Annotated in this window: 19 protein-coding genes and 1 pseudogene; 10 read left to right on the forward strand and 10 right to left on the reverse strand. The window is 46.4% G+C overall.

All coding sequences use genetic code 11. The features are described 5' to 3' along the window. Nucleotides 1-15: 15 nt before the first annotated feature. Nucleotides 16-1,596, reverse strand: a complete 1,581-nt coding sequence (locus tag FTT63_RS07710) for a phospholipase D family protein (RefSeq protein ID WP_168382188.1) — start codon at nt 1,594-1,596, stop codon at nt 16-18. 161 nt (nt 1,597-1,757) lie between these two features. Between FTT63_RS07710 and FTT63_RS07715 the strand changes: the two genes are divergently transcribed. After that, nucleotides 1,758-2,768: a metallophosphoesterase gene (locus tag FTT63_RS07715; protein WP_104470660.1), complete on the forward strand. Its 1,011-nt coding sequence runs from the start codon at nt 1,758-1,760 to the stop codon at nt 2,766-2,768. An 18-nt stretch (nt 2,769-2,786) separates the two neighbouring features. Here FTT63_RS07715 and FTT63_RS07720 read toward each other — a convergent pair whose 3' ends face one another. The 3 genes from FTT63_RS07720 to FTT63_RS07730 all read right to left on the reverse strand — a co-directional run bounded on the left by FTT63_RS07720 (nt 2,787) and on the right by FTT63_RS07730 (nt 5,432). After that, nucleotides 2,787-3,191, reverse strand: a complete 405-nt coding sequence (locus tag FTT63_RS07720; protein ID WP_180192146.1) for a hypothetical protein — start codon at nt 3,189-3,191, stop codon at nt 2,787-2,789. A gap of 138 nt (nt 3,192-3,329) precedes the next feature. Continuing rightward, nucleotides 3,330-4,649, reverse strand: coding sequence for an MFS transporter (locus FTT63_RS07725; protein WP_180192147.1), 1,320 nt, complete (start codon nt 4,647-4,649; stop codon nt 3,330-3,332). 141 nt (nt 4,650-4,790) lie between these two features. Then, complete coding sequence (locus FTT63_RS07730; RefSeq protein ID WP_160241586.1) at nt 4,791-5,432, reverse strand: hemolysin III family protein; 642 nt, start codon at nt 5,430-5,432, stop codon at nt 4,791-4,793. Nucleotides 5,433-5,539: 107 nt separating this feature from the next. Between FTT63_RS07730 and FTT63_RS07735 the strand changes: the two are divergent. From FTT63_RS07735 to FTT63_RS07745, 3 genes and pseudogenes are all read left to right on the forward strand, one after another. Then, a pseudogene (locus FTT63_RS07735) lies at nt 5,540-6,761 on the forward strand (methyltransferase). A 10-nt stretch (nt 6,762-6,771) separates the two neighbouring features. Continuing rightward, nucleotides 6,772-7,200, forward strand: coding sequence for a GNAT family N-acetyltransferase (locus tag FTT63_RS07740; RefSeq protein WP_104501057.1), 429 nt, complete (start codon nt 6,772-6,774; stop codon nt 7,198-7,200). Nucleotides 7,201-7,205: 5 nt separating this feature from the next. After that, nucleotides 7,206-7,922, forward strand: a complete 717-nt coding sequence (locus FTT63_RS07745) for an endonuclease/exonuclease/phosphatase family protein (protein ID WP_180192148.1) — start codon at nt 7,206-7,208, stop codon at nt 7,920-7,922. A 37-nt stretch (nt 7,923-7,959) separates the two neighbouring features. Here FTT63_RS07745 and FTT63_RS07750 read toward each other — a convergent pair whose 3' ends face one another. The 4 genes from FTT63_RS07750 to FTT63_RS07765 all read right to left on the reverse strand — a co-directional run bounded on the left by FTT63_RS07750 (nt 7,960) and on the right by FTT63_RS07765 (nt 13,010). After that, a complete protein-coding gene (locus tag FTT63_RS07750) occupies nt 7,960-8,292 on the reverse strand; it encodes a hypothetical protein (protein ID WP_016659810.1) in 333 nt (110 codons plus the stop codon). Nucleotides 8,293-8,468: 176 nt separating this feature from the next. Next, nucleotides 8,469-10,601: a 3-hydroxyacyl-CoA dehydrogenase NAD-binding domain-containing protein gene (locus FTT63_RS07755; protein WP_180192149.1), complete on the reverse strand. Its 2,133-nt coding sequence runs from the start codon at nt 10,599-10,601 to the stop codon at nt 8,469-8,471. Nucleotides 10,602-10,612: 11 nt separating this feature from the next. After that, complete coding sequence (locus FTT63_RS07760; RefSeq protein ID WP_127800341.1) at nt 10,613-11,818, reverse strand: acetyl-CoA C-acetyltransferase; 1,206 nt, start codon at nt 11,816-11,818, stop codon at nt 10,613-10,615. A 181-nt stretch (nt 11,819-11,999) separates the two neighbouring features. Beyond that, nucleotides 12,000-13,010, reverse strand: a complete 1,011-nt coding sequence (locus tag FTT63_RS07765) for an AraC family transcriptional regulator (protein ID WP_034597576.1) — start codon at nt 13,008-13,010, stop codon at nt 12,000-12,002. A gap of 217 nt (nt 13,011-13,227) precedes the next feature. On the opposite strand from FTT63_RS07765, the gene FTT63_RS07770 reads away from it, so the two are divergent. The 4 genes from FTT63_RS07770 to FTT63_RS07785 all read left to right on the forward strand — a co-directional run bounded on the left by FTT63_RS07770 (nt 13,228) and on the right by FTT63_RS07785 (nt 17,973). Beyond that, nucleotides 13,228-14,346 (forward strand): CaiB/BaiF CoA-transferase family protein, encoded by a 1,119-nt coding sequence (locus FTT63_RS07770; RefSeq protein WP_127800343.1) that lies wholly within the window; start codon nt 13,228-13,230, stop codon nt 14,344-14,346. A 277-nt stretch (nt 14,347-14,623) separates the two neighbouring features. Further along, entirely contained in the window at nt 14,624-16,267 is a 1,644-nt protein-coding gene (locus FTT63_RS07775; RefSeq protein WP_016659814.1) for a nitrite/sulfite reductase, read from the forward strand. Beyond that, nucleotides 16,260-16,745, forward strand: a complete 486-nt coding sequence (locus tag FTT63_RS07780) for a DUF934 domain-containing protein (RefSeq protein WP_005175797.1) — start codon at nt 16,260-16,262, stop codon at nt 16,743-16,745. The genes FTT63_RS07775 and FTT63_RS07780 overlap by 8 nt, the downstream gene beginning before the upstream one ends. A gap of 241 nt (nt 16,746-16,986) precedes the next feature. Continuing rightward, nucleotides 16,987-17,973: a diaminopimelate dehydrogenase gene (locus tag FTT63_RS07785; RefSeq protein ID WP_005175800.1), complete on the forward strand. Its 987-nt coding sequence runs from the start codon at nt 16,987-16,989 to the stop codon at nt 17,971-17,973. A 201-nt stretch (nt 17,974-18,174) separates the two neighbouring features. On the opposite strand, the gene FTT63_RS07790 is transcribed toward FTT63_RS07785, so the two are convergent. Continuing rightward, complete coding sequence (locus FTT63_RS07790) at nt 18,175-19,350, reverse strand: acetyl-CoA C-acyltransferase (protein ID WP_005175806.1); 1,176 nt, start codon at nt 19,348-19,350, stop codon at nt 18,175-18,177. A gap of 122 nt (nt 19,351-19,472) precedes the next feature. Continuing rightward, complete coding sequence (locus FTT63_RS07795; RefSeq protein ID WP_180192150.1) at nt 19,473-19,997, reverse strand: GspH/FimT family protein; 525 nt, start codon at nt 19,995-19,997, stop codon at nt 19,473-19,475. Between the two features lie 377 nt (nt 19,998-20,374). Here FTT63_RS07795 and omp38 point away from each other — a divergent pair, with 377 nt between their 5' ends. Together omp38 and FTT63_RS07805 are read left to right on the forward strand one after the other, a co-directional pair. Then, nucleotides 20,375-21,439, forward strand: a complete 1,065-nt coding sequence (gene omp38, locus FTT63_RS07800) for an outer membrane protein Omp38 (protein WP_016659817.1) — start codon at nt 20,375-20,377, stop codon at nt 21,437-21,439. A 98-nt stretch (nt 21,440-21,537) separates the two neighbouring features. Beyond that, nucleotides 21,538-22,068, forward strand: coding sequence for a hypothetical protein (locus FTT63_RS07805; RefSeq protein WP_034597369.1), 531 nt, complete (start codon nt 21,538-21,540; stop codon nt 22,066-22,068). Nucleotides 22,069-22,101: the final 33 nt, after the last annotated feature.

Here is a 22,101-nt window from a genome sequence, read left to right on the forward strand (position 1 = left end):
ACCTGTGTAGCAGGCTTACATAAAGCCTTCAATTGGCAGCCAGGAAATGATTTTCATGGCTGCTTTTTCATACCATTTCATTTTCGGTTCTTTAACAAATACGCGTTCTTCGCCTTTGCTGTTCACGACGCGCCAGTTAATGTTGTTTTGTGCATCCAGCACCAGACGGTAGGCATATTTGGATAAATTGGCATCCATGGTCTGATGCACCGATTTCGCCAGCGTCGGACTGTTGAGCAATACCCCAATTTCACTGTTTAAATAGGCTGAGCGCGGATCAAAATTAAAAGAGCCAATAAAGACCTGTTTTTCATCCAGTGCCATCAGTTTGGCATGCAGGCTGGAACGGCTCAGGCCTTTTAAGCTGACTTTGGCTTTTTTCGACAGTTCTTCGGTATTGCTGTTCAGATGCTCGGCCTCGGGTGCATATAAAAACTCATACAGCTCGACATCATTTTCCAGTAAGTCCTGACGGTATTTGGCATAAAACGCGTGTACCAGCGGAACGTCATTGGCCTTATAGGAATTGGTCAGTACCCGCACCTGTACGCCGTCATTGGCCAGCTGTTTTAAGCGGTCAGCCCCGGATTCTTCCGGCACAAAATAGGCCGAAATAATATCCACACTTTCAGTCGGTTTTTCCAGATGACTGAGCAGCTGGAAATTCAGTAATTCTTCTTTGGGTGCGCGGTCTTTAATCTTGCTTGGCGAGTCTTTCACCACTTCTGCTTTGACCCAGTCAAACTGGATTTTGTGGTTAAACCACTGTTCAATGGCTTGGGAGCGTGTGGCTAAATCAAGATAATTTTGTACCGCCACTTCTGCAGAATGGTCTTCGAGCTGCTGTTTCAGGCTTTCATAACGCAGATGATGCTGCTGTGGATTGACCAGCTGCTTGACCGAATAGGCATAATCATCATTCCAGTATTCATCAAAGGAGTGAATGATTTCATCGGAGGCAGAACCGACCAGCATCACATCGACATCGGAAAACTGATAGCTGTCGCTGACGTTATAATACTGGTTACTCATATTGCGCCCGCCAATCAGGGCAATCTGGTTATCGGCAATAAAGCTTTTATTGTGCATGCGCCGGTTGATACGTTTTAAATCTAGCACCATGTCCATGGCGCGGTATTTACGGAAGCGGTACGGATTGTATAGCTTGACGTCGATATTGCTGTGCTGGTCCAGCGCCAGATAAATACCTTCCATTTTCTTGGCATTGTTATCATCGACCAGCAAGCGCACTTTCACGCCGCGATCAGCTGCGCGAATAATTGAATGTAGTGCCAGCGCCCCGATTTTGTCGTTGTCCCAGATATAATATTGCAGGTCTAGGGTTTCTTCTGCCTTATCAATTAAATACAAGCGTGCCGACAGGGCTTCCAGCGGATCGTACAGCACCCGATAACCGGTCAGCTGCGGATTTTTTTCACGCAGCGGCAATACAATCTGGGCCAGATGGGTATGCTCGGTTGGCGTTTCAAAAGCCATTTGAACCGGATGTTCAATCTGTTTGGGCAGGGTTGAACAGCCACTGACTCCCAACACTAAACTGCAACTCAACAGCATGGCCGCGGTAGAAGAAGACATAGAACTTCTCGCGTATGTATTTGATTGCAAATTAAATTTGTCAGGATGTATCATATTGTCTAAAACAAGTCCAAAATTTGGTTTGAGTATAATTGCCAGCTGTGAAAAGATAAATATAAGAACGGACGAATTTAGTCGCCGGGGGAGAGTCGGGCATAACTATGTGGGATAGCCAATCAATTATACTGTATTTCTATATCGGCTTGGCCATACTGGCAGTTTGGGCCGTGTCACAGGCGTGGCGCAGTCAGGCCAATACAGAAACGATTCATCCCTTTAAAGCCTTTGTGCATCTGCTGGCCTTTTATCTATCCTATTTATTAATTCCGCTGTTCTTCTTTAGTATTTATGCCGGCTGGATTGGCTATTACTCCTTGCATGAAGCCATTTTTATCGGGCTGGTCAGTGGTGTGCTGGTCTATGCGCGTTTTATTGAACCGCATCTGATTCTGGTGAAAACCACCCGCTATCAGATGCTGCCCGATCAGCCGCTACAACGCCCAGTCCGAATTGCCCTGATTGCCGACCTGCATATAGGTCTATTTTCCGGGCATGAACGCCAGCTCAAGCAGATTGTCGCCAAGATTAACCAGGAAGAACCGGAAATGGTGCTGGTGGCAGGTGACTGGACCTATGAGCCGGAAAATAAACTGGCCGATGAGCTGGCAATACTAAAAGAGATTAAAGCGCCAATTTATTCCGTGACCGGCAATCATGATGAACAGTATCCTGGTCCGCCGATTCAGGAACTGCTCAAACATGCGCTTGAGGTCAATCATGTGATTGATATTGAAGGGCAGATTGTCGAGTTTGACGAGTTCCGCCTGATTGGGATTGGCGATTTATGGTCCGGCCGTACCGATATGCGCTATATGCCAGATTTACCGCAAGACAAGCCGTGGCTGATTTTGTCGCATAACCCCGATACGGTCGATATGGTGCCGAAATTGCCAACTCATCCCTTAATGCTGTCGGGGCATACCCATGGCGGTCAGGTGGAATTGCCGTGGCTGACCGATTATGTAATGAAACGCGTATCTATTGTCGGCCATAAAAAAGGCCTGTACCGGCATGAACATGCCGATGTGTTTGTCACTGTTGGTACCGGAATGGTGGGTGTGCCATTTCGTTTTCGGGTGCCACCGACCATTGATATTATTGAACTCTGCTAATGCTACAGGGTGGGTGTTTTAAAAGACCCACCACAGCAAGGCAATCAGAATCACGACGCCAATCAAGACCAATACCCCAATATTCAGGCGGTGATTATTCCGGTTTAAATCTTCAATGCCATTTGCCGCTGTTTCGACCGGGGCCTGTGCTTCGGTATGTAGCTGCGGGCGCGGTGGATCTTCAGTATCAAAATAGGGTGTGCTGATGTCGTCTATCGGTTTGGGGGCACATTCACCCTTGGAGGCCTCCATGGCCAGACCGTGCTGGCGAATCAGTTCATCAATCAGCTGCTGGGCTTCTGCTTCAGTCACATGACTGTCTGTGCGGAGGTATTGCACCGCTTCATAGCGTTTGCCATCATCCAGCAACAAAATAACTTTCACCAGTTGTTCTTCCCGAAGGGTTTCAATCAGACGATCCATACAATGACCTGCTGGCGGGGGATAAGCTTTTATTGTTTCTAAACTTGGCCAGATGCAATAGTGTGTTTGTGTATGATTTTGCATCACAAATAAAAAACCAGCGTTATCTACGCTGGTTTTTTCAGTCAGATGAATGTTTTAAATCTGGCTGTTGACATCATCATGCTTGGTTTCACGAATTGCCAGGAAGGCCAGAAGTGACAAGATAGATGCAGCTGTCAGGTAATAACCCACGGCAGCCAGACCATATTCGGTCGCCAGTTTGGTGGCAATCAGCGGAGCAAAAGAGGCACCGAAAATACCGGCCAGGTTAAAGGTCAGCGCAGACCCGGTATAACGTACCGAAGTCGGGAAAATTTCTGACAGAACGGTGCCAATTGGACCATAGGTCAGCCCCATAATCGCCAGACCAATACACAGGAACAGGAACACCACCAAGGTATTACCGGATTCCAGCATACTGGCAAAAACCAGACCAAAGAGCGCCGATACACCACACACACCAATAGACGTGGCTTTACGGCCAAATTTTTCTGCCAAAATCGCTGAGAGTGGAATAAACGCTGCAAAGCACAGGGTAGCAATCAGCTGTAATTCCAGGAAGTCGGCGCGGCTATAACCGAGCTGGGTGGTGCCCCAGTTGAGCGCGAATACCGTGGTCAGATAGAACACCACGAACGTACAGATCGCGGCAATGGTGCCTAAAATCAGCATGCCCCAATGTTTGGTCATGACTTCTTTAAACGGTACATTCACTTCTTTCTGTTTGTTTAAAACATTCTGGAAAGCCGGTGTCTCATGCAGTTTTAAACGAATCCACAGACCAACAATCACCAGTAAAGCACTGGAAATAAAGGGAATACGCCAGCCCCAGCTCATGAATGCTTCTTCGCTCATGAACGCGCCTAACAACAGGAAGGAACCGGTGGCCAGAATAAAACCAATTGGAGCCCCCAGTTGCGGGAACATGCCGTACCAGGCACGTTTGCCTTCCGGTGCATTTTCGGTGGCCAGTAAAACCGCACCTGACCATTCACCGCCCAAGCCCAGCCCCTGACCTAAACGGCACAGGGCCAGCAGTAACGGTGCGGCAATGCCGATTTGTGCATAGGTGGGTAACAGGCCAATGGCTACAGTGGAAATCCCCATGGTCAGCAGCGCAGCGACCAGGGTGGCTTTACGCCCAATACGGTCACCGAGGTGACCAAACAGTGCCGCGCCAATCGGGCGGGCAATAAAGGCAATGGCAAAGGTGGCCAGAGACTGAATGGTGGCGGTCATTGGATCGGTACTGGTCGGGAAGAACAGGTACGGGAAAATAATGACCGCAGCAGTCGCATAAATATAAAAATCGAAGAATTCGATGGTAGTGCCTACCAGACTCGCGGTGAGGACACGAAATTTTGAGTTCGTTGGTGCTGCTTCTTCATTGATTGCAGCAGAAGTTGATGACGCCATGAATGACCTTACACTTATTAAAAATAAAAAATTAGTTTTACAAGCGTAATCTTTTTAAAAAAGGCGTAATTTCTTAAAAAAACAACGGCAATCGTTTCGATTCAACGCGCTCAGGGTCACTGAAATGGAGAATCAAAACAATTAAATCACGTACAGATAGATAGACAGAAAATGTGATCCTGCCCCGATCAATACAAAAATATGCCAGATAGCGTGTGTGTATCTTACCCGTTTTAACGCATAAAACAATGCACCAATCGTATAAGAAATTCCACCAATCAATAAAAAAGTTAGCGCAGGTGGACTTAAAAAGCGTTGCATATCATCAATCACCAGAAGTGCTAACCAGCCCATTACCAGATAGGCAATTAGCGAAATTTTCTGGAACCGGTTGATGAACACCAGCTTAAATACGGTGCCAATCAGGGCAATAATCCACAGTGCAATTAACAGATATTGCGCTTTGGCGGTGGGAATGGCGATAGACAGAAAAGGGGTATAGGTGCCGGCAATTAAATAATAGATGGCGGTGTGATCGAGCTTTTTATACCAGCCGCGGCGCTGCGGACTGTCGGCATAATGGTACAGACTGGACGCTGAAAACAGCAGGAACATACTCAGCGCATAGACCCACAGCCCGATCCAGGGTCCGATAGTTAAATAACTGCCTTTAATCACTAAAAAAATACCGGCCACCAGCGCCAAAGCCGCGCCTATGGCATGGCTGATGAAGTTCATTCGTTCTTCAACCGGATCGTAGTCGGGTGCCAAGGGTGCATTCATAAGCGTGGGATCGTTATAATTAAAATATACGAATGTATAGTAATTCAATTTTGCATTTCGCGTAAGACGCTTTACACTTTAGCTGCAATTCATTTCAGGTTTTACTCATGTCTCAATTGGCGACTTCTCCCAATCCGGAACAACAATTTCTAGATGCGTTTCAGCAAGCCATTGAAACACAGCGTTTTGAGCGTTTAATTCTGAGTCAGTACAAAGGTGAACTTGAACAGCTGGGAAAAAATGACCTTCCGGGTCATTTCTTTGCAAAATGAAGCTGTACTGAACTGTGTGTACCGATATAAAACCCAGGATGTCACCAAAAACTATCCGCTCACTGAGGCAGTGGCTCAGGTCAGCGCACTGCTAGGCTGCTGCAAACAGGCCAATTTATTGACCCTGGATGAAGACCTGCAGCTGAAAAAGAACAAGAAAAAAGCCATGCTGATGGTGAACAAGAAAAAAGCTGAGGCCGCACCGGCAACTGTCACACAAGGTCATGACCGCAGTAAACAGCGTTATGTCGAACAGGACAGCCCATTTTTGCAGCATTTAAGCATTACCGATCAGCACGGCCAGATCATTCCGAGCATGGCGCGAAAATGGAAACAGATTAATAAATTTGTGGAAATTTTCTCCGGGGCGGTGGAGCAGCTCAACACTCAAGATCAGCCCTTGCATATTGTCGATTTTGGTTCTGGCAAAGGCTATTTAACTTTTGCCCTGTATGACTATCTGGCCAAGCATCAGCAGATGCCGTATGTGACCGGTGTGGAACTGAATCCGAAAATGGTCGCGTTCTGCCAGCAGGTGGCGCAAGATTCTGGCTTTCAGCAACTGGACTTTTTCCAGGGCGATGTTCGTACCTATGCACCGGAACAGCTGGATGTGATGATTGCCTTGCATGCCTGTGATGTCGCCACCGACTTTGCCATTCACACCGGCATTCGCCTGAATGCACAAATGATTATGTGTGCGCCGTGTTGCCATAAAGAATTGCGTCCGCAGTTACAGGCACCGAAAGTGTTGCAACCGATGCTGCACTTTGGAATTCATGCCGGACAGCAGGCGGAAATGCTCACCGATACCATCCGGGCCTTATTGCTGAAAGCCTATGGCTATGAAACCAAGGTGTTTGAGTTTGTGTCACTGGAACATACCAGCAAAAACAAGATGATTCTGGCCACCAAACGCAAAGACTATACTGCGCCAGATGCGGCGGTGCTGGCCCAGATTCAGGCCTTAAAAGAACTCTATGGCATTCAGAAACATTCGCTGGAGCTCTTGCTGAATGATCAGTGGGACCAGCAGGATATCGGACGTAAATGTTAAGGATAAAACAATGAGCCAGATCAGTATTCATGCCGGCAGCTGGCAGGACTTGCAGGCCGATGCCAAAGTAATTCGTGAAGCGGTTTTTATTCAGGAGCAGGCAATTGCCCCGGAAGATGAATGGGATGCACAGGATGCAGTTGCCTTGCATTTTGTGGTTTATATAGCAAAGCAGGCGATTGCAACAGCACGCTTATTGGAAAATCACAGTATTGGGCGGGTCGCGGTACTGAAGTCACAGCGTGGTTTAGGTGTGGGACGTGTTCTAATGCAGCATATTATTCAGATGGCAAAGCAGCAGCAACGTCCGTGGGTCAAGTTGTCTGCGCAGGAACACGCGATTCCGTTTTATCAAAGCTTGGGTTTTCAGGTGGAGGGTGAATCGTATTTAGATTGTGGTATTGCGCATGTAGACATGCGTTTAGTGTTTGAAAGTTGAATACAATGAAGATTGTGACATGGAATTGTAATGGTGCTTTTAGAAATAAAATTGAGCCTATTCTTCAATTTGATGCCGATATTTATATTATTCAGGAATGTGAGCATACGGAACAGGCAAAGAAAATTTATCGACAATATTTTTTTAATTTTGTTTGGAAAGGAAATAATAAGAATAAAGGCATAGGTGTTTTTACAAAAGATGCTTTATCACTAGAAGTATTAGATTGGCAAGACAACAAACTAGAACTATTTTTACCTATTCAAGTTAATCAATCCTTTACGCTCCTTGCTGTATGGGCAAAACATGCAAACTCTCCAACTTTTGCATATATTGGTCAAATTTGGAAATATTTACAGTTACATCAACTAAAAATGCAAAATATTCCGCTCATTATTGGTGGAGATTTTAACAGCAACTCACAGTGGGATGTTTGGGATCGGTGGTGGAATCACTCCGATGTCATACGTATATTTAATGATCTAAAAATAAAGAGTCTTTACCATCACATTTCTAATGAGAAACAAGGGCAGGAAAGTCAAGCAACATTCTTTTTACAGCGAAATTTAGCGAAGGCATATCATATTGATTATATGTTTGCTTCTGAGCAATTTTGGAAAATAGATCAAGCTAGCATGCAGGTGGGAGATCAAACACCTTGGCTAAGTTTGAGTGATCATTTACCACTATATTTTGATCTAGCACCCAAGTTTGAAAAATAGACCCTAAGAGTAGAGTCTATTTTCAAATGGTATTTAATTAGTGCCCATGTGCAGGTGCTTGCTCATGGCTTTCATCCATGGCAGCGTGTTCCGCTTCGGTCATCTGATGCTGTTCTGCGCTGGCCGCCGCACGAGCTTCACGCGCTTCGCGGTCAGCCTGAGCTTTGGCCAAAGCCTCTTCAGACATGGCAGGCGCATTTTTAAACGCATGTTGCTGGGTGTTGTGTTTATTCTGCTGGCTTGGCATATAGTCCGGTTCATTGCTCACGGCAAGATAGAATAGGCCAAGAAATAACGCACCTAAAACCGAGAAAATAATAAGTGCTTTCCAACCCCAAGGAGATTTTTCTGGAGAAGAGTGGTCGGTCATAACAAACTGCCCAATTGGATAAAAAGAAAACTGAATCTGTTGAAACTTTATAACATAATTATTTCAAAGTCCAAGCCAAGAAAATGCTTTCCTTGCGCCGAGGCGCGGCTCAATACTGTCGCCAGAACAGACAAGAGGCCCTAAAGGCCTCTTGAATGCTACCAAGCTGGATGGGTTTAAATTTGTTCGCCTTGCGCGACTTTGTCTTTTAATAACTGCGGCGGGGCAAAACGCTCACCATAACGCTGTTCCAAAGCTTGTGCTCGGTTTAGCGCATCTTTTAGGCCATATTGATTCAGGAACTGCAGGGCACCACCGGTCCACGGAGCAAACCCAATCCCGAAAATCGAGCCGACATTGCCATCTACCACCGATTCCAGCACGCCTTCTTCCAGACAGCGCAAAGTATCCAGCGATTGGACAAACAGGAAGCGGTCAATCAGTTCCTGCTCATCGACAGTCTGCTCTTTTTTCCAGTAACTGAGGCCTTCCCAGAGCGATTTTTTGCCACCTTCAGGATAGTCATAGAACCCGGCGCCGGCTGCTTTACCTTTACGGTTAAACTGATGGATCATGGTTTCAATGACTTCATCTGCACCTGAGCGTGGGCGTTCTTTGCCTTCCGCCTGCAAGGCTTTGCGGGTTTCTGCCGCGACATGCTCGGATAAGGTCAGCGAGACTTCATCCTGAATCGCCAGCGGTCCAACAGGCATCCCGGCTTTGAGCGCGGCCATTTCAATTTTGGCCGGATGGATGCCCTCTGCCAGCATACGCAGACCTTCCTGCACAAAGGTGCCAAACACACGGCTGGTAAAGAAACCACGACTGTCATTGACCACAATTGGCGTCTTGCCAATCTGCTGGACAAAGTCATAGGCCTTGGCCACGGTTTCACGATTGGTGTTCTGGCCTTTAATAATTTCAACCAGTTGCATCTTATCGACCGGACTAAAGAAATGCAGGCCAATAAAACGGCTTTGATCTTTCGCGGCTTGCGCCAGACCGCTAATGGGCAGGGTCGAGGTATTGGAGGCCATCACGCCATCGGCAGTCAGATAGCCTTCGGCTTCCTGGGTCACCTGTGCTTTTAATTGCTGATTTTCAAACACCGCTTCAATGATCAGGTCGCAGCTAGCCAGATCTGCCGCTGAGGCGGTTGGGGTAATGCGCGCCAGAATCTGGTCGCGTTTTTCCGCAGTCATCCGCCCTTGAGCAACTTTTTTATCCAGCAGTTTTTGGCTGTAGGCTTTGCCTTTTTCGGCATTTTCTATAGCAACATCTTTTAGGATGACTGCAATGCCTTTAATGGCTGCGGCATAGGCGATTCCGGCACCCATCATCCCGGCACCTAAAATACCGACTTTTTTCGCCTGCCACTGCGGAATATCCTGTGGGCGGCTGGCGCCGGATTTAATGGCATTCAGGCCGTGCCAGAAGGTGCCAATCATATTTTTAGAGACCTGACCAGTCGCCAGATAGGTAAAATAACGTGATTCAATGGTCAGTGCGGTATCGACATCGACCTGCGCGCCTTCGACCGCAGCCGACATAATCGCTTCCGGTGCCGGATAACAGCCTTTGGTCTTGTCACGTAAAATCGCCGGAGCAATCGCCAGCATCTGCGCCACAGCCGGATGTTTCGGATCACCACCCGGAATTTTATAGCCTTTTACATCAAACGGTTGCTGTGATTTCGGATGTGCCTGAATCCAGTCGATGGCTTTTTGCAGCATTTCATCTGCTGAGTCGGCCGTGTCATGGATCAAGCCCAAAGACAGAGCTTTTTCTACCCCAAACTGTTTGCCTTCGATTAAAAATGGAAAAGCAGTTTGCAGGCCGAGCAGGCGTACCATCCGCACGATGCCGCCACCACCTGGCAGCAAACCTAAAGTCACTTCCGGTAAACCGAATCTGGTTTTCGGATCATTTAAAGCAATGCGGTGATGGCAGCCTAGCGCCAGTTCCCAGCCACCGCCGAGTGCTGTGCCATTTAAGGCAGCCACCACCGGAATACCACGTGTTTCGATATAACGCAGCTGGGCTTTCATGCCTTCCACCATCTGGAAAAAATCGCTGGCCTGTTCCGGCTGGGCCTGAATCAGTTCATCGAGATCACCGCCGGCAAAGAAGGTTTTTTTGGCCGAACAGAAGATAATTCCGGCAATCTGTTCATCGGCTTTGAGTTTTTCCACGGTTTCCGCCAAAGCGGCACGGAAATCTGCATTCATGGTGTTGGCGGACTGGTTTGGCGAGTCTAGCGTTAAGATTACAATATTGTCGGCGTTTTTTTCGAATTGAATAGCGCTCATGCGGCTCCTCCTTAAACCAGTTCAATAATGGTGGCAATACCCATACCGCCACCGACACATAAGGTGGCCAGACCACGTTTTTTGCCCTGACGTTCCAGCTCATCCAGCAGGGTGCCTAAAATCATGGCACCGGTGGCCCCGAGTGGATGACCCATGGCAATTGCACCGCCGTTGACATTGACTTTGGCCGGATCGACCTGCATCTCGTTAATAAACCGCATCACCACCGCCGCAAAAGCTTCATTGACTTCAAACAGGTCAATGTCCTCAATGCTTAAGCCAGCTTTGGCCAGAGCTTTACGGGCTGCCGGCGCAGGCCCGGTCAGCATAATGGTCGGATCAGCACCAACCAGTGCTGTGGCCAGCACTTTGGCGCGTGGTTTCAAACCCTGTTCTTGCACGGCTTTTTCCGAGGCCAGTAACACCAGCGCGGCACCATCGACAATACCGGAGGAGTTACCAGCATGATGCACATGCTGAATTTTCTCGACTTCAGGATATTTTTGCAGGGCGATGGCATCAAAACCCATCTGTCCCATCATTTCAAAACTTGGATTGAGTTTGGCCAGGCCTTCCGCGGTGGTATTCGGCTTAATAAATTCATCTTTGGCTAGAATTACAACACCGGCTTTGTCCTTGACCGGCACAATTGAACGCTCAAAATGACCATTGGCCTGCGCAGCCGCGGCTTTCTTTTGTGACTGCTCGGCAAAGGCATCGACATCGGCGCGGCTATAGCCATCAATGCTGGCAATTAAATCGGCACCAATGCCTTGCGGGACAAATTCCGAGGCCATGTTGGTTTCCGGGTCCAGCGCCCACGGGCCGCCATCTGAACCCATTGGTACGCGGGACATTGACTCCACTCCACCGGCGACGACCAGATCTTCCCAGCCAGAGCGGACTTTTTGCGCGGCCAAGTTCACGGCTTCTAGACCGGAGGCACAGAAACGGTTGATCTGCACACCTGCCACATCATTGTTCCAGCCGGCAGCAATCGCTGCTGTTTTGGCAATATCGGCACCCTGATCACCGACCGGTGTGACGCAGCCCAGCACAATATCATCGACCTGGGCAGTATCCAGCTGATGGCGCTGTTTTAATTCACGCAACAGGGTGGTGACCAGACTGATCGGTTTCACTTCATAGAGTGAACCATCTTTTTTTCCTTTTCCGCGTGGTGTGCGAATGGCATCAATAATATAAGCCTCGCTCATGTGCTATCCCTTTGATGAGTTTTAAATTGTTATGCTTTTTGAGTGTAATGATTAATTGATGAAGTGCAATGACGAGAACGGGCGAGGTCAGATGATGCTTTTCGCCAATAAAAAAAGCCCTCACTTGGCGGTGAGGGCGGAGAGGAAGATCAAACCTGAAAAGACGTTGTCTAAAAAATGTTTAGTGATAACCGTGTAACTGGCGATATAGCCCTGGTGTCACTCCAGTCCATTTTTTAAAGGCACGGTGGAAGGTACTGGTTTCACTAAAGCCGACCTGTTGCGCTACATCTTCTAGCGTCAGTTCCGGATTCAGCAACAGGTGAATCGCGGCATCACGACGTAAGGCATCTTTGACGCCCTGATAGCTTTTACCTTCGGCTGCCAGACGGCGGCGCAGGGTTTGCGGCGACAGATACAGCATTGAGGCAACATCATTCAAGGTTGGCATTTCTTCGCCAATCTGGCTCTTCAGGACATCACGAATTCGTGAAGTTAAAGAGTTGGTATTTTTGAATTTCACTAATAACTGTGCCGGTGCCGCTTTCAGGAATTCTTCCAGGGTTTCTTCATTCTGGCGAATTGGCAAGTCCAGATAGTCGGCCGCAAAGGTAATTTCGGTACGCGGCATATCAAACTGCATCACCGGGGCGAAGAACAGCGCATCATATTCATCGGCATGGGCAGGGCGCTCATAACCAAAGTGAACACGTTCCAGCGGCAGACGGCGTTCAATTAACCATGATGCCAGACCATGCCAGATCATCAGCATACTTTCAGTAATAAAGTGGTCCGGGTCCATGCTTTTAGGAATTAACGGCACCAGGCGGGCTTCGTGTTTGTCACGTTCCAGCGTCACCGACCATTCATCGCCAAACAGTTTATAGAACTGGGAGGATAGTTCTAAGGCATCACCCAGAGTTTTGGCGTGGATAATCAGCTGGCACATGATGGCAAAAGTACCTAAGCGGCGGCCTTGAACATCAAAGCCGATGTGCTCGTCCTGAGTCACCATCCACAGCATTTTAATAAAACGGGTATATTGTTCTGGCGAGATTCGCGCTTTGGGCTGGCGTAACAGCTCGGCCTCAATACCCACGTGTGATAATAAGGTCTCGACGTCCATGCCAAGGCGTTTGACACCGGTTAGAGCCGCATTTACGAAGTGGATACTGATGGTATCGCGGCTCATATTAAAGCCTTCTGACTCTTTGTCTTTGGTAATCACGTATGTTTAACCTAAATGACATTAAAAATAAAGTTTTTGGCAATTTACTTGAGTTGTTTTGCCATTTTTACATATTAAATTGCCGAAATGATCAAGGTAAATGGCTGAACATGACATTGTGTTTATGCTTTTATATTTCTAAGATGATGAAAAAATCAACACAAATAGAGTAAAAACTCCAATGTCATACGCTTTAAACGGACTCAAAGTTTTAGATTTTTCCACCTTGTTACCCGGACCATTTGCCACGCTTTATCTGGCCGATTTAGGCGCAGAAGTGGTGCATATTGAATCACCGAACCGTCCCGATTTGGTCCGGCTATTTCCGCCCTATGCCAATGGCCAGGCGACTTCGCACAGTTATCTGAACCGTAATAAACAGTCGGTGACGCTGGATTTAAAAGACCCGGACAGCATTGCACAAATTAAAGCCAAAATTAAAGATTACGATATTGTGGTTGAGCAGTTTCGCCCCGGGGTAATGCAGCGTTTGGGGCTGGATTATGCCACATTGGCAGAAACTCATCCCGGACTGATTTATTGTTCCATTACCGGCTATGGACAAAGCGGTCCTTATCAGGCCAAGGCTGGACATGATATCAATTATTTAGCGCTTTCCGGTATTGCCGGGCATAGTGGCCGGGCACAGTCCGGGCCACCGCCAATGGGCATTCAGATTGCTGATGTTGCAGGTGGCTCACTACATGCGCTGGTCGGTATATTGGCCGCCGTCATTGAACGGCAAAGCAGCGGACAGGGACAATATATTGATATTTCCATGACTGACTGTGTGGCGGCCTTAAACAATATGGCTGCGGCAGCCAGCCTGGCCGGACAGGAACAGCAGCGTCCCGAAGCTGGCCATTTAAATGGCGCGATTTTTTATGACTATTATCGTACCTCAGATGGCCGCTATCTTTCGATCGGTGGTTTGGAGCCACAATTTATGCAAGGTCTGGCCGCGGTCCTGGAGTTGCCACTAATTGTGGAAAAAGGAAGTTCTTTTGATTCAGACGACCGGCAGGCGGTGAAACAGGCCATTGGCAATAAAATTCAATCCAAAAGCTGGGTAGAATGGCAGCAAATATTTGCCGAGCAGGATGTTTGTGTCGAACCGGTGCTGTATTTAGAAGAAGCACTGCATTCACCACTGGCCCAGCAACGCGAATGGGTGGTTCAAGTGCCACTGGAACAGGACAGCCCAGACACTGAAGCGCAGTTGGCCTGCCCGATTAAATTCTCGCGCTCCAAAGCTCGTTATGATTTCCGTGGCCAAGGTTTGGGGCAGGGGAACTGGTAACGCGCCGGTCTATAAAAGAGGTTTATCAGCCAATATAAGATGTTTATCCAGCCCCAAAAGTGAGGATAAACATCTTATGAAAAAAAATGCTAAATAACGCAAAAAATAATGAAAGATCCAGAAAATAATAATGAATGGCTGCAAAGGCTTGCTTACAGCGCAAGTCCAGCTGACTTATCAATAAAATCGCTATGAAATATGTAAAAAACGCATTTTGTTGATAGATAAAATGTCGCTATCCTGTCGGTCGTTATAATGAAACTACTAGCTGTACGCCATGTATTTATATACTGATTTCGATCAGCAACTGATTAATGAACGTGTTGCGCAGTTCCGTGACCAGACGGAACGTTATTTAGCGGGCAAATTGACAGAAGATGAATATCGTCCACTTCGTCTCCAAAATGGTTTATATGTACAGCGCTATGCGCCAATGTTACGTATTGCCGTGCCTTATGGTTTAATGAGCTCGACCCAGCTGCGTAAAGTCGCTGCCTTGGCCAAGGCCTATGACCGTGGTTATGCCCACGTTTCAACACGTCAAAATATTCAGTTTAACTGGCCTGCACTAGAAAACGTGCCAGATATGCTGGCTGAACTGGCCACAGTTCAGATGCACGCGATTCAAACCTCAGGTAACTGTATCCGGAATACCACTACGGACCAGTATGCCGGTGTGGTCGCTGGTGAAATTGCCGATCCGCGTCCGACCTGTGAGCTGATCCGTCAATGGTCGACTTTCCATCCAGAATTTGCCTTCTTGCCACGTAAATTCAAGATTGCGGTATCTGCACTTGAAGAAATTGACCGTGCGGCAACTGCTTTCCATGATATTGGTGTGTATATTGTACGCAATGCAGCCGGCGAAATGGGCTATAAAATCATGGTTGGCGGTGGTTTGGGTCGTACCCCAATCATCGGTGCAGTGATTAAAGAATGGCTGCCACGTGAAGACTTAATTGCTTACTTGGAAGCAGTGCTGCGTGTCTATAACCTGCACGGCCGTCGTGATAACAAATATAAAGCACGTATCAAGATTCTGGTAAAAGCACTCACGCCAGAAGTATTTGCCGAGAAAGTTGAAGCTGAATTTGCACATACGGTGAAAACCTTAAAAGTCGATGCAGACACCCTGAAAAAAATGGATGAGAACTTTACGCCATTCGATTATCAGGACTATGCAGATGAGGACTTCACCGCGCTGTTTGCACAATATCCGAAGTTCAAGCAATGGTTTAACATCAATACCAATGCACACAAAGTGAAAGGCTACCGTATTGTCACCATTTCACTGAAACGTGCCGGTATTGCCCCGGGTGATGTCACCACGGAAGAAATGAACCTGATCGCTGACCTGGCTGATCAGTACACTTTCGGTGAATTACGTACTACACACGAGCAGAATATTGCGCTGGTAGATGTACCACAAAAAGACCTGTTTGCCTTATGGCAAACCCTGGATCAACACAACCTAGCGCGTGCGCACATTGGTTTCTTGACTGATATTATTTGCTGTCCAGGTGGTGATTTCTGCTCGCTGGCCAATGCCAAATCAATTCCAATTTCTGAAGCGATTTCACGCCGTTTTGATGATCTCGATACCATTTACAACCTGGGTAAACTGGATCTGAACATTTCCGGTTGTATGAATGCTTGTGGTCATCACCATGTCGGCAACATCGGGATTTTAGGTGTTGATAAAAAAGGCGCGGAATTCTACCAGATTACCCTGGGTGGTAATGCTGATCATGACGCCTCAATCGGTGACATCTTAGGGCCATCATTTGCTGCGGAAAAAGTGCCAGATGTGGTGGAAGAAATTTTAAATACTTATCTTGACCTGCGTCAGGAAGGTGAAGAGTTTATTGATACTTACCGTCGTGTTGGCATTCAACCATTTAAGGAGCGTGCATATGCTTAATACCGCACTACAAGTGCTCTCTAAAGATGGCACGATTGCAGACAATACTTACCAAATTATTGGTGAAGATGGCGTGTTACCACAAGGTGATGTGGTTTTAACGGTTGAGCAGCTCGATCAACTTGCTAATGTTTCAGGTAAAAAAGCATTGTACTTAACCGTAGATGCTTCGCCTGAAACCAATGAGTTTCCGTTAGATCAACTCGATGCCATTTTTATTGAGTTTGCTGGCTTTAATGATGGTCGTGGTTATTCATTTGCTGCACTGCTTCGCCGTCAGGGTTTTGAAGGTGAGCTTCGTGCAACAGGTGATGTATTTAAAGACGTACTGAACTATATGAAGCGTTCCGGTTTCGATACCTTCGTGATTAAAGAAGGTAAAGATATTCAGGAAGCGGCAGCCGGTCTGGGTGATTTTACCCATCCTTATCAGGCTTCGACGGCCGTGGCTCAGGCACGTTATCAAACGGGTGCTTAATTTCACCCGTTGCGAAAAACCTCCGTCAGGAGGTTTTTTTGTTTTTATGCGATAGATTTAGATCAGCATCGCGACTGACTTTGCTTTAATTTGGTGCAAATACAACATTGTGGCACAATATGGTGCATTCTGTGAGCAGGCTGAATCATGGCTTGAATCCACAGAAGAAGCACCCAATCATCTTCGTTTTATGAATCTGATTTGGAAAAGTTTAACTATTAGCTTAAAGTGACTTGTCTGTATGCAACATTCTATTCGTATTGGTATTGCTGGTTATGGCAATTTAGGGCGTGGTGTGGAAACTGCCATTCAAAAGAATCCAGATTTACAGCTTGTGGGTATTTTTACTCGCCGTGCGCCTGAAACTGTTTCACCCTGCTTTACTGAAACCAAAGTTTTTCATATGGATGCATTGGTTGACTTCCAGAATCAGATTGATGTACTGATTTTATGTGGTGGATCGAAAGATGATTTGCCTAAACAGACCCCTGAATTAGCAAGTAAATTTAATACTGTCGACAGCTTTGATACACACGCACGTATTCCAGAGTTCTTTGATGCTGTAAATGCGCCAGCACTTGCGAACAAGAAAACAGCCATGATTTCGATTGGCTGGGACCCGGGTATGTTCTCCATCAATCGTTTGTTCGGTGAAGCATTACTTCCAGACGGTGAAACCTATACCTTCTGGGGTAAAGGTTTGAGTCAAGGTCACTCAGATGCGATTCGTCGTGTTGAGGGTGTGAAAGCGGGTGTGCAATATACCATTCCCTCCACCGATGCGATGGACAAGGTGCGTAGTGGTTCACGTCCAGAGTTAAGCACCCGAGATAAGCATACGCGTGAGTGCTATGTGGTACTTGAAGGGGGTGCAGACGCAGCCAAGGTTGAACAGGCCATTGTGACCATGCCGGACTATTTTGCGGACTACAATACAACGGTAAACTTCATTGATGAAGAAACTCTTCGCAATGAACACAATCGTATGCCACATGGTGGATTCGTGATTCGTAGTGGCAATACCAGCGATGCCCATAATCAAGTCATGGAATTCTCTTTAAAACTGGAGAGTAATCCTGAGTTTACGGCAAGCGTACTGGTGGCTTATGCACGTGCGTGTTACCGCATGAACCAGATGGGTCAGTACGGTGCGAAAACCGCATTTGATGTTGCACCAGGTTTATTGTCGATGAAGTCACCGGAACAACTGCGTAAAGAAATTCTTTAAGTATTAAAATTTAAACGGTTACTTTAATTGTGATGATAAAAAGCCTCCAAGTGAAGGCTTTTTATTTTTGTCTTTTAAAATCCCCCTCCTTTAATAAAGGAGGGGTTAGGGGAGGATTGACTGAATTAAATCTCCCCAAACCCTGAACAAATTAAAAGTATTGCTTTTAACGAAGTGCAAGGTAAAGAGGGGTTTAAAAGATTAAATTAACTCAATCGCCACTGCAGTTGCTTCACCACCACCGATACACAGGGCTGCGATACCACGCTTGCCGCCGGTACGTTTCAGGGCATGAATCAGGGTTAAAATAATACGTGAACCGGTCGAACCGACTGGGTGACCAAGTGCACAGGCACCGCCATTGATGTTGACTTTTTCTGGGTCCAGTTTGAACTCGTCCATTGGACACATGGTCACCATGGCAAAAGCTTCATTGATTTCCCACAGGTCCACATCTGCAACCGTCCAGCCGGTTTTATCCAGAACTTTTTGAATTGCACCGACTGGCGCAATGGTAAATTCAGATGGATGCTGTGAATTCGAAGCATAGGCAATCAGCTTGGCTAGCGGTTGTAAACCTTTTGCTGCAGCGTTGTCTGCTGAGGTTAATACAAGTGCAGATGCACCATCCGAAATAGAGCTGGCATTGGCCGCAGTAATGGTGCCATCTTTAGCAAACGCTGGGCGTAGTGTTGGAATTTTTTCAATATTGGCGTTGAATGGTTGTTCATCTTTATCGACCACGACATCGCCTTTACGGGTAGACACCGTTACAGGCACGATTTCATCGGTAAAATAACCTTCATTCACTGCAGTTTGTGCACGTTTTAATGAACGAATGGCAAAGTCATCCATTTGCTCGCGGGTATAACCTTTGGTATTGGCCATGTCCTGTGCAAAAGAACCCATTAAACGGCCGGTTTCTGCATCTTCAAGGCCATCTAGGAACATATGGTCTTTGACTTCGCCATGGCCCATACGGAAACCGCCGCGTGCTTTTGGCAGAATGTACGGCGCATTGGTCATTGATTCCATACCACCTGCAACCACGTAAGTTGCTGAACCGGCTTTAATCATATCTGCGGCTTGCATGACCGCTTTCATGCCTGAACCACACAGTTTGTTAATGGTTACAGCACCGGTTGAATCCGGTAAGCCTGCCTTACGCATGGCTTGACGTGCAGGACCCTGTTTTAAGCCGGCCGGTAAAACACAGCCCATAATGACTTCTTCGATATCGGTCGGTTGTAAGCCAGCACGAGAAATAGCGGCTTGAATGGTGGCTGCACCTAAGTCGGGTGCGGTTAAACTGGCAAGACTACCCTGAAAACCACCCATTGCTGTCCGTGCACCATTAACAATTACGATATCCGTCATCGTTGTATCTCCAATCTGTTTCTAATCAATTCAATATTTATTTTGAGCTTAAGCCCTAGCAGTATAGGGGAAAAATCCACAGAATAAAGCGTAATTTTCATACATCTTTAGACGCATAAGTTTTAGCAGCTATTGGGAAATTCTATGCGTAGAAAACCACGATTACTGAGGAAAATACGCTGATTGGGGGTAAAACCTGAACAATAATAAAAACTGCCATTAGAGCCTAAAGGTAAACCCTGCTGGGCGTTAAATCTGAGACTGGGCAGAGACAGGGCGCCTTTCCATTCCAGGTTACCGTATTTCAGGCGGGTCTTTTCAGTTAAGACAATAGATTCACCTGCATCGAGGCTTCGGTTGCGGTTATGATCGATAAAAATAATAAAGCCATTGTTCCATTGATTATTCTGACATTGCTGCAGATCGGCACTCGGACAAATTACAATATTGGCGCGATAGGTGAGGGCTTGGGATTTGGCCAGGTTAATACTATATTGCAGTAAATAACGGATACGCTTGGCTTCTTGCTGGGCTAAGTATTGCTGAAAATGGGGCAAAGCAATCGCACTAATGATGCCAATGATCGCAAGCACCACAATGAGTTCAAACAGACTAAAGCCTGAAGTGTGAGATTTGATCGGGTACATACTAAGTAGACCTATAATTTTTATATTTTTATTATGTTTCTGTAATACAAAATATTGTTTTGTAATATTTTTCTAGGTTGTCATTATTTTTACGCATCTTTCTATAAAGCTGCTAAAATAAAGTGGAAGTGACAATAAGCTATCCACAACAAAAAATTGAGTAAAAATTTACCGAATTACAACGGAAATTGTAAGTAATTTTGTCAATAATTTACTTGATTAAAATTATCAAGCACTTGGAAAAAGAATAAAGTGTTTGTATGATTCAAAGTGACTAGCTTAAAAAGAAAACTGGGGTAAAAAAAGCCTATCTCAGGATAGCCAAAACTTTAGGCTTGAGCTTGAACAACAATTTGTTATCTCTGGAGGATAAATCCATGAAAATGAGTCGTATTGCATTGGCAATGCTCGTAGCTGCGCCTTTAGCAGCTGCAAACGCAGGCGTAACTGTTACTCCATTAATGCTGGGTTACACTTTCCAAGACACTCAGCACAACAATGGTGGTGATGAAGGTGAGTTAACTACTTCTGGTCAAATGGAAGATGATTTATTTGTAGGTGCTGCACTTGGTGTTGAACTTACTCCTTGGTTAGGTTTCGAAGCTGAATATAGCCAAGTTAAAGGCGATATGACTGATTTGGCTGGTGCTGAATACAAAGGTCAAAACATCGCGGGTAACTTCTACGCGACTTCAGACGTATTCACTAAAAACTATGACAGCAAAGTTAAGCCATACGTATTATTAGGTGCTGGTCACTACAAGTATGAGTTTGATGGTGCTACAGAAGCTGAATTAGGCCGTGTAGGTCGTGGCTTTAAAGAAGAAGGTACTTTAGGTAATGCTGGTGTGGGTGCATTCTGGCACTTAAACGATGCATTAGCGCTGCGTACTGAAGCACGTGGTACTTACCACTTTGACGAAAAATTCTGGAACTACACTGCTTTAGCAGGTCTGAACGTTGTTCTTGGCGGCCGTTTGAAACCAGCTGCTCCAGTAGTAGAAGTTGCTCCAGTTGAGCCAGTTGCTCCAGTTCAACCAGCTCCACAAGAGTTGACTGAAGACCTGAACATGGAACTTCGCGTATTCTTTGATACCAACAAATCAAACATCAAAGATCAATACAAGCCAGAAATCGCTAAAGTTGCTGAGAAACTGGTTGAGTATCCAAACGCAACAGCGCGTATCGAAGGTCACACAGACAACACTGGTCCACGTGCACTGAACGAGCGTTTATCTTTAGCTCGTGCGAACTCTGTGAAATCTTCACTTGTAAACGAATACAACGTTGACCCAGCTCGTCTGTCAACTCAAGGTTTCGCTTGGGATCAACCGATTGCTGACAACAACACCAAAGAAGGTCGTGCTATGAACCGTCGTGTATTCGCGACAATCACTGGTAGCCGTACAGTTACTGTACAACCAGAAGCAGCTGCTCAATAATTTGAGTAGACCTTAGAAAAAACGACTCTTCGGAGTCGTTTTTTTTTATAATGGAATTTTATTGCCTTAAAAATCCCGCAGTCTGGGTAAGATGGATTATGAGCACAGAAATTCCGGATCAACTCCTTCAACTTGAAGCCAATGGTGGTATTTTTGCTATTTGGAAGATTTTTCAGCACTATGGGATTGATCTGGAAATTGCCGATCTGGTCCAGCTGTGCCGACATAATAACGAAGATGGCACTTTCGGAATTGCGCTAGCAGTGGGGTTGAAAAAGCTCGGGCTTGAGGTGAGTTTTCATACTGATCCTGATCCGCACCAGCACCCGACGGAAGTGCTGTGTTATCAGGAAGCGCAGCAATTACAGATTCCGCTACAGCCGGCACTCAGCTATAGCGCTTTGCAGACATGTGTTGAGCAGGGCCGCTTTGTGATAGTGTTCTATGACACACTAGAAGGCGTGGGGAATCATTCCTTAATCTATTCGATGGATGCAGAAGAGGTCTGTTTCTTTGACAGCTTTGATGCAATGCCAGCACAGGTTTTCGAGCAGCAGCGTCAGGCAGAGGGCATTTGCCGTCAGGCCATTGTGATTGATGACCGAAATTTTGTGATGCGTTATAGCTAAGCCACATTTATCGAGATCATAAAAAAAGCAGTC

The organism is Acinetobacter sp. C15 (assembly GCF_013420645.1).
Classification (GTDB): Bacteria; Pseudomonadota; Gammaproteobacteria; order Pseudomonadales; family Moraxellaceae; genus Acinetobacter; species Acinetobacter indicus.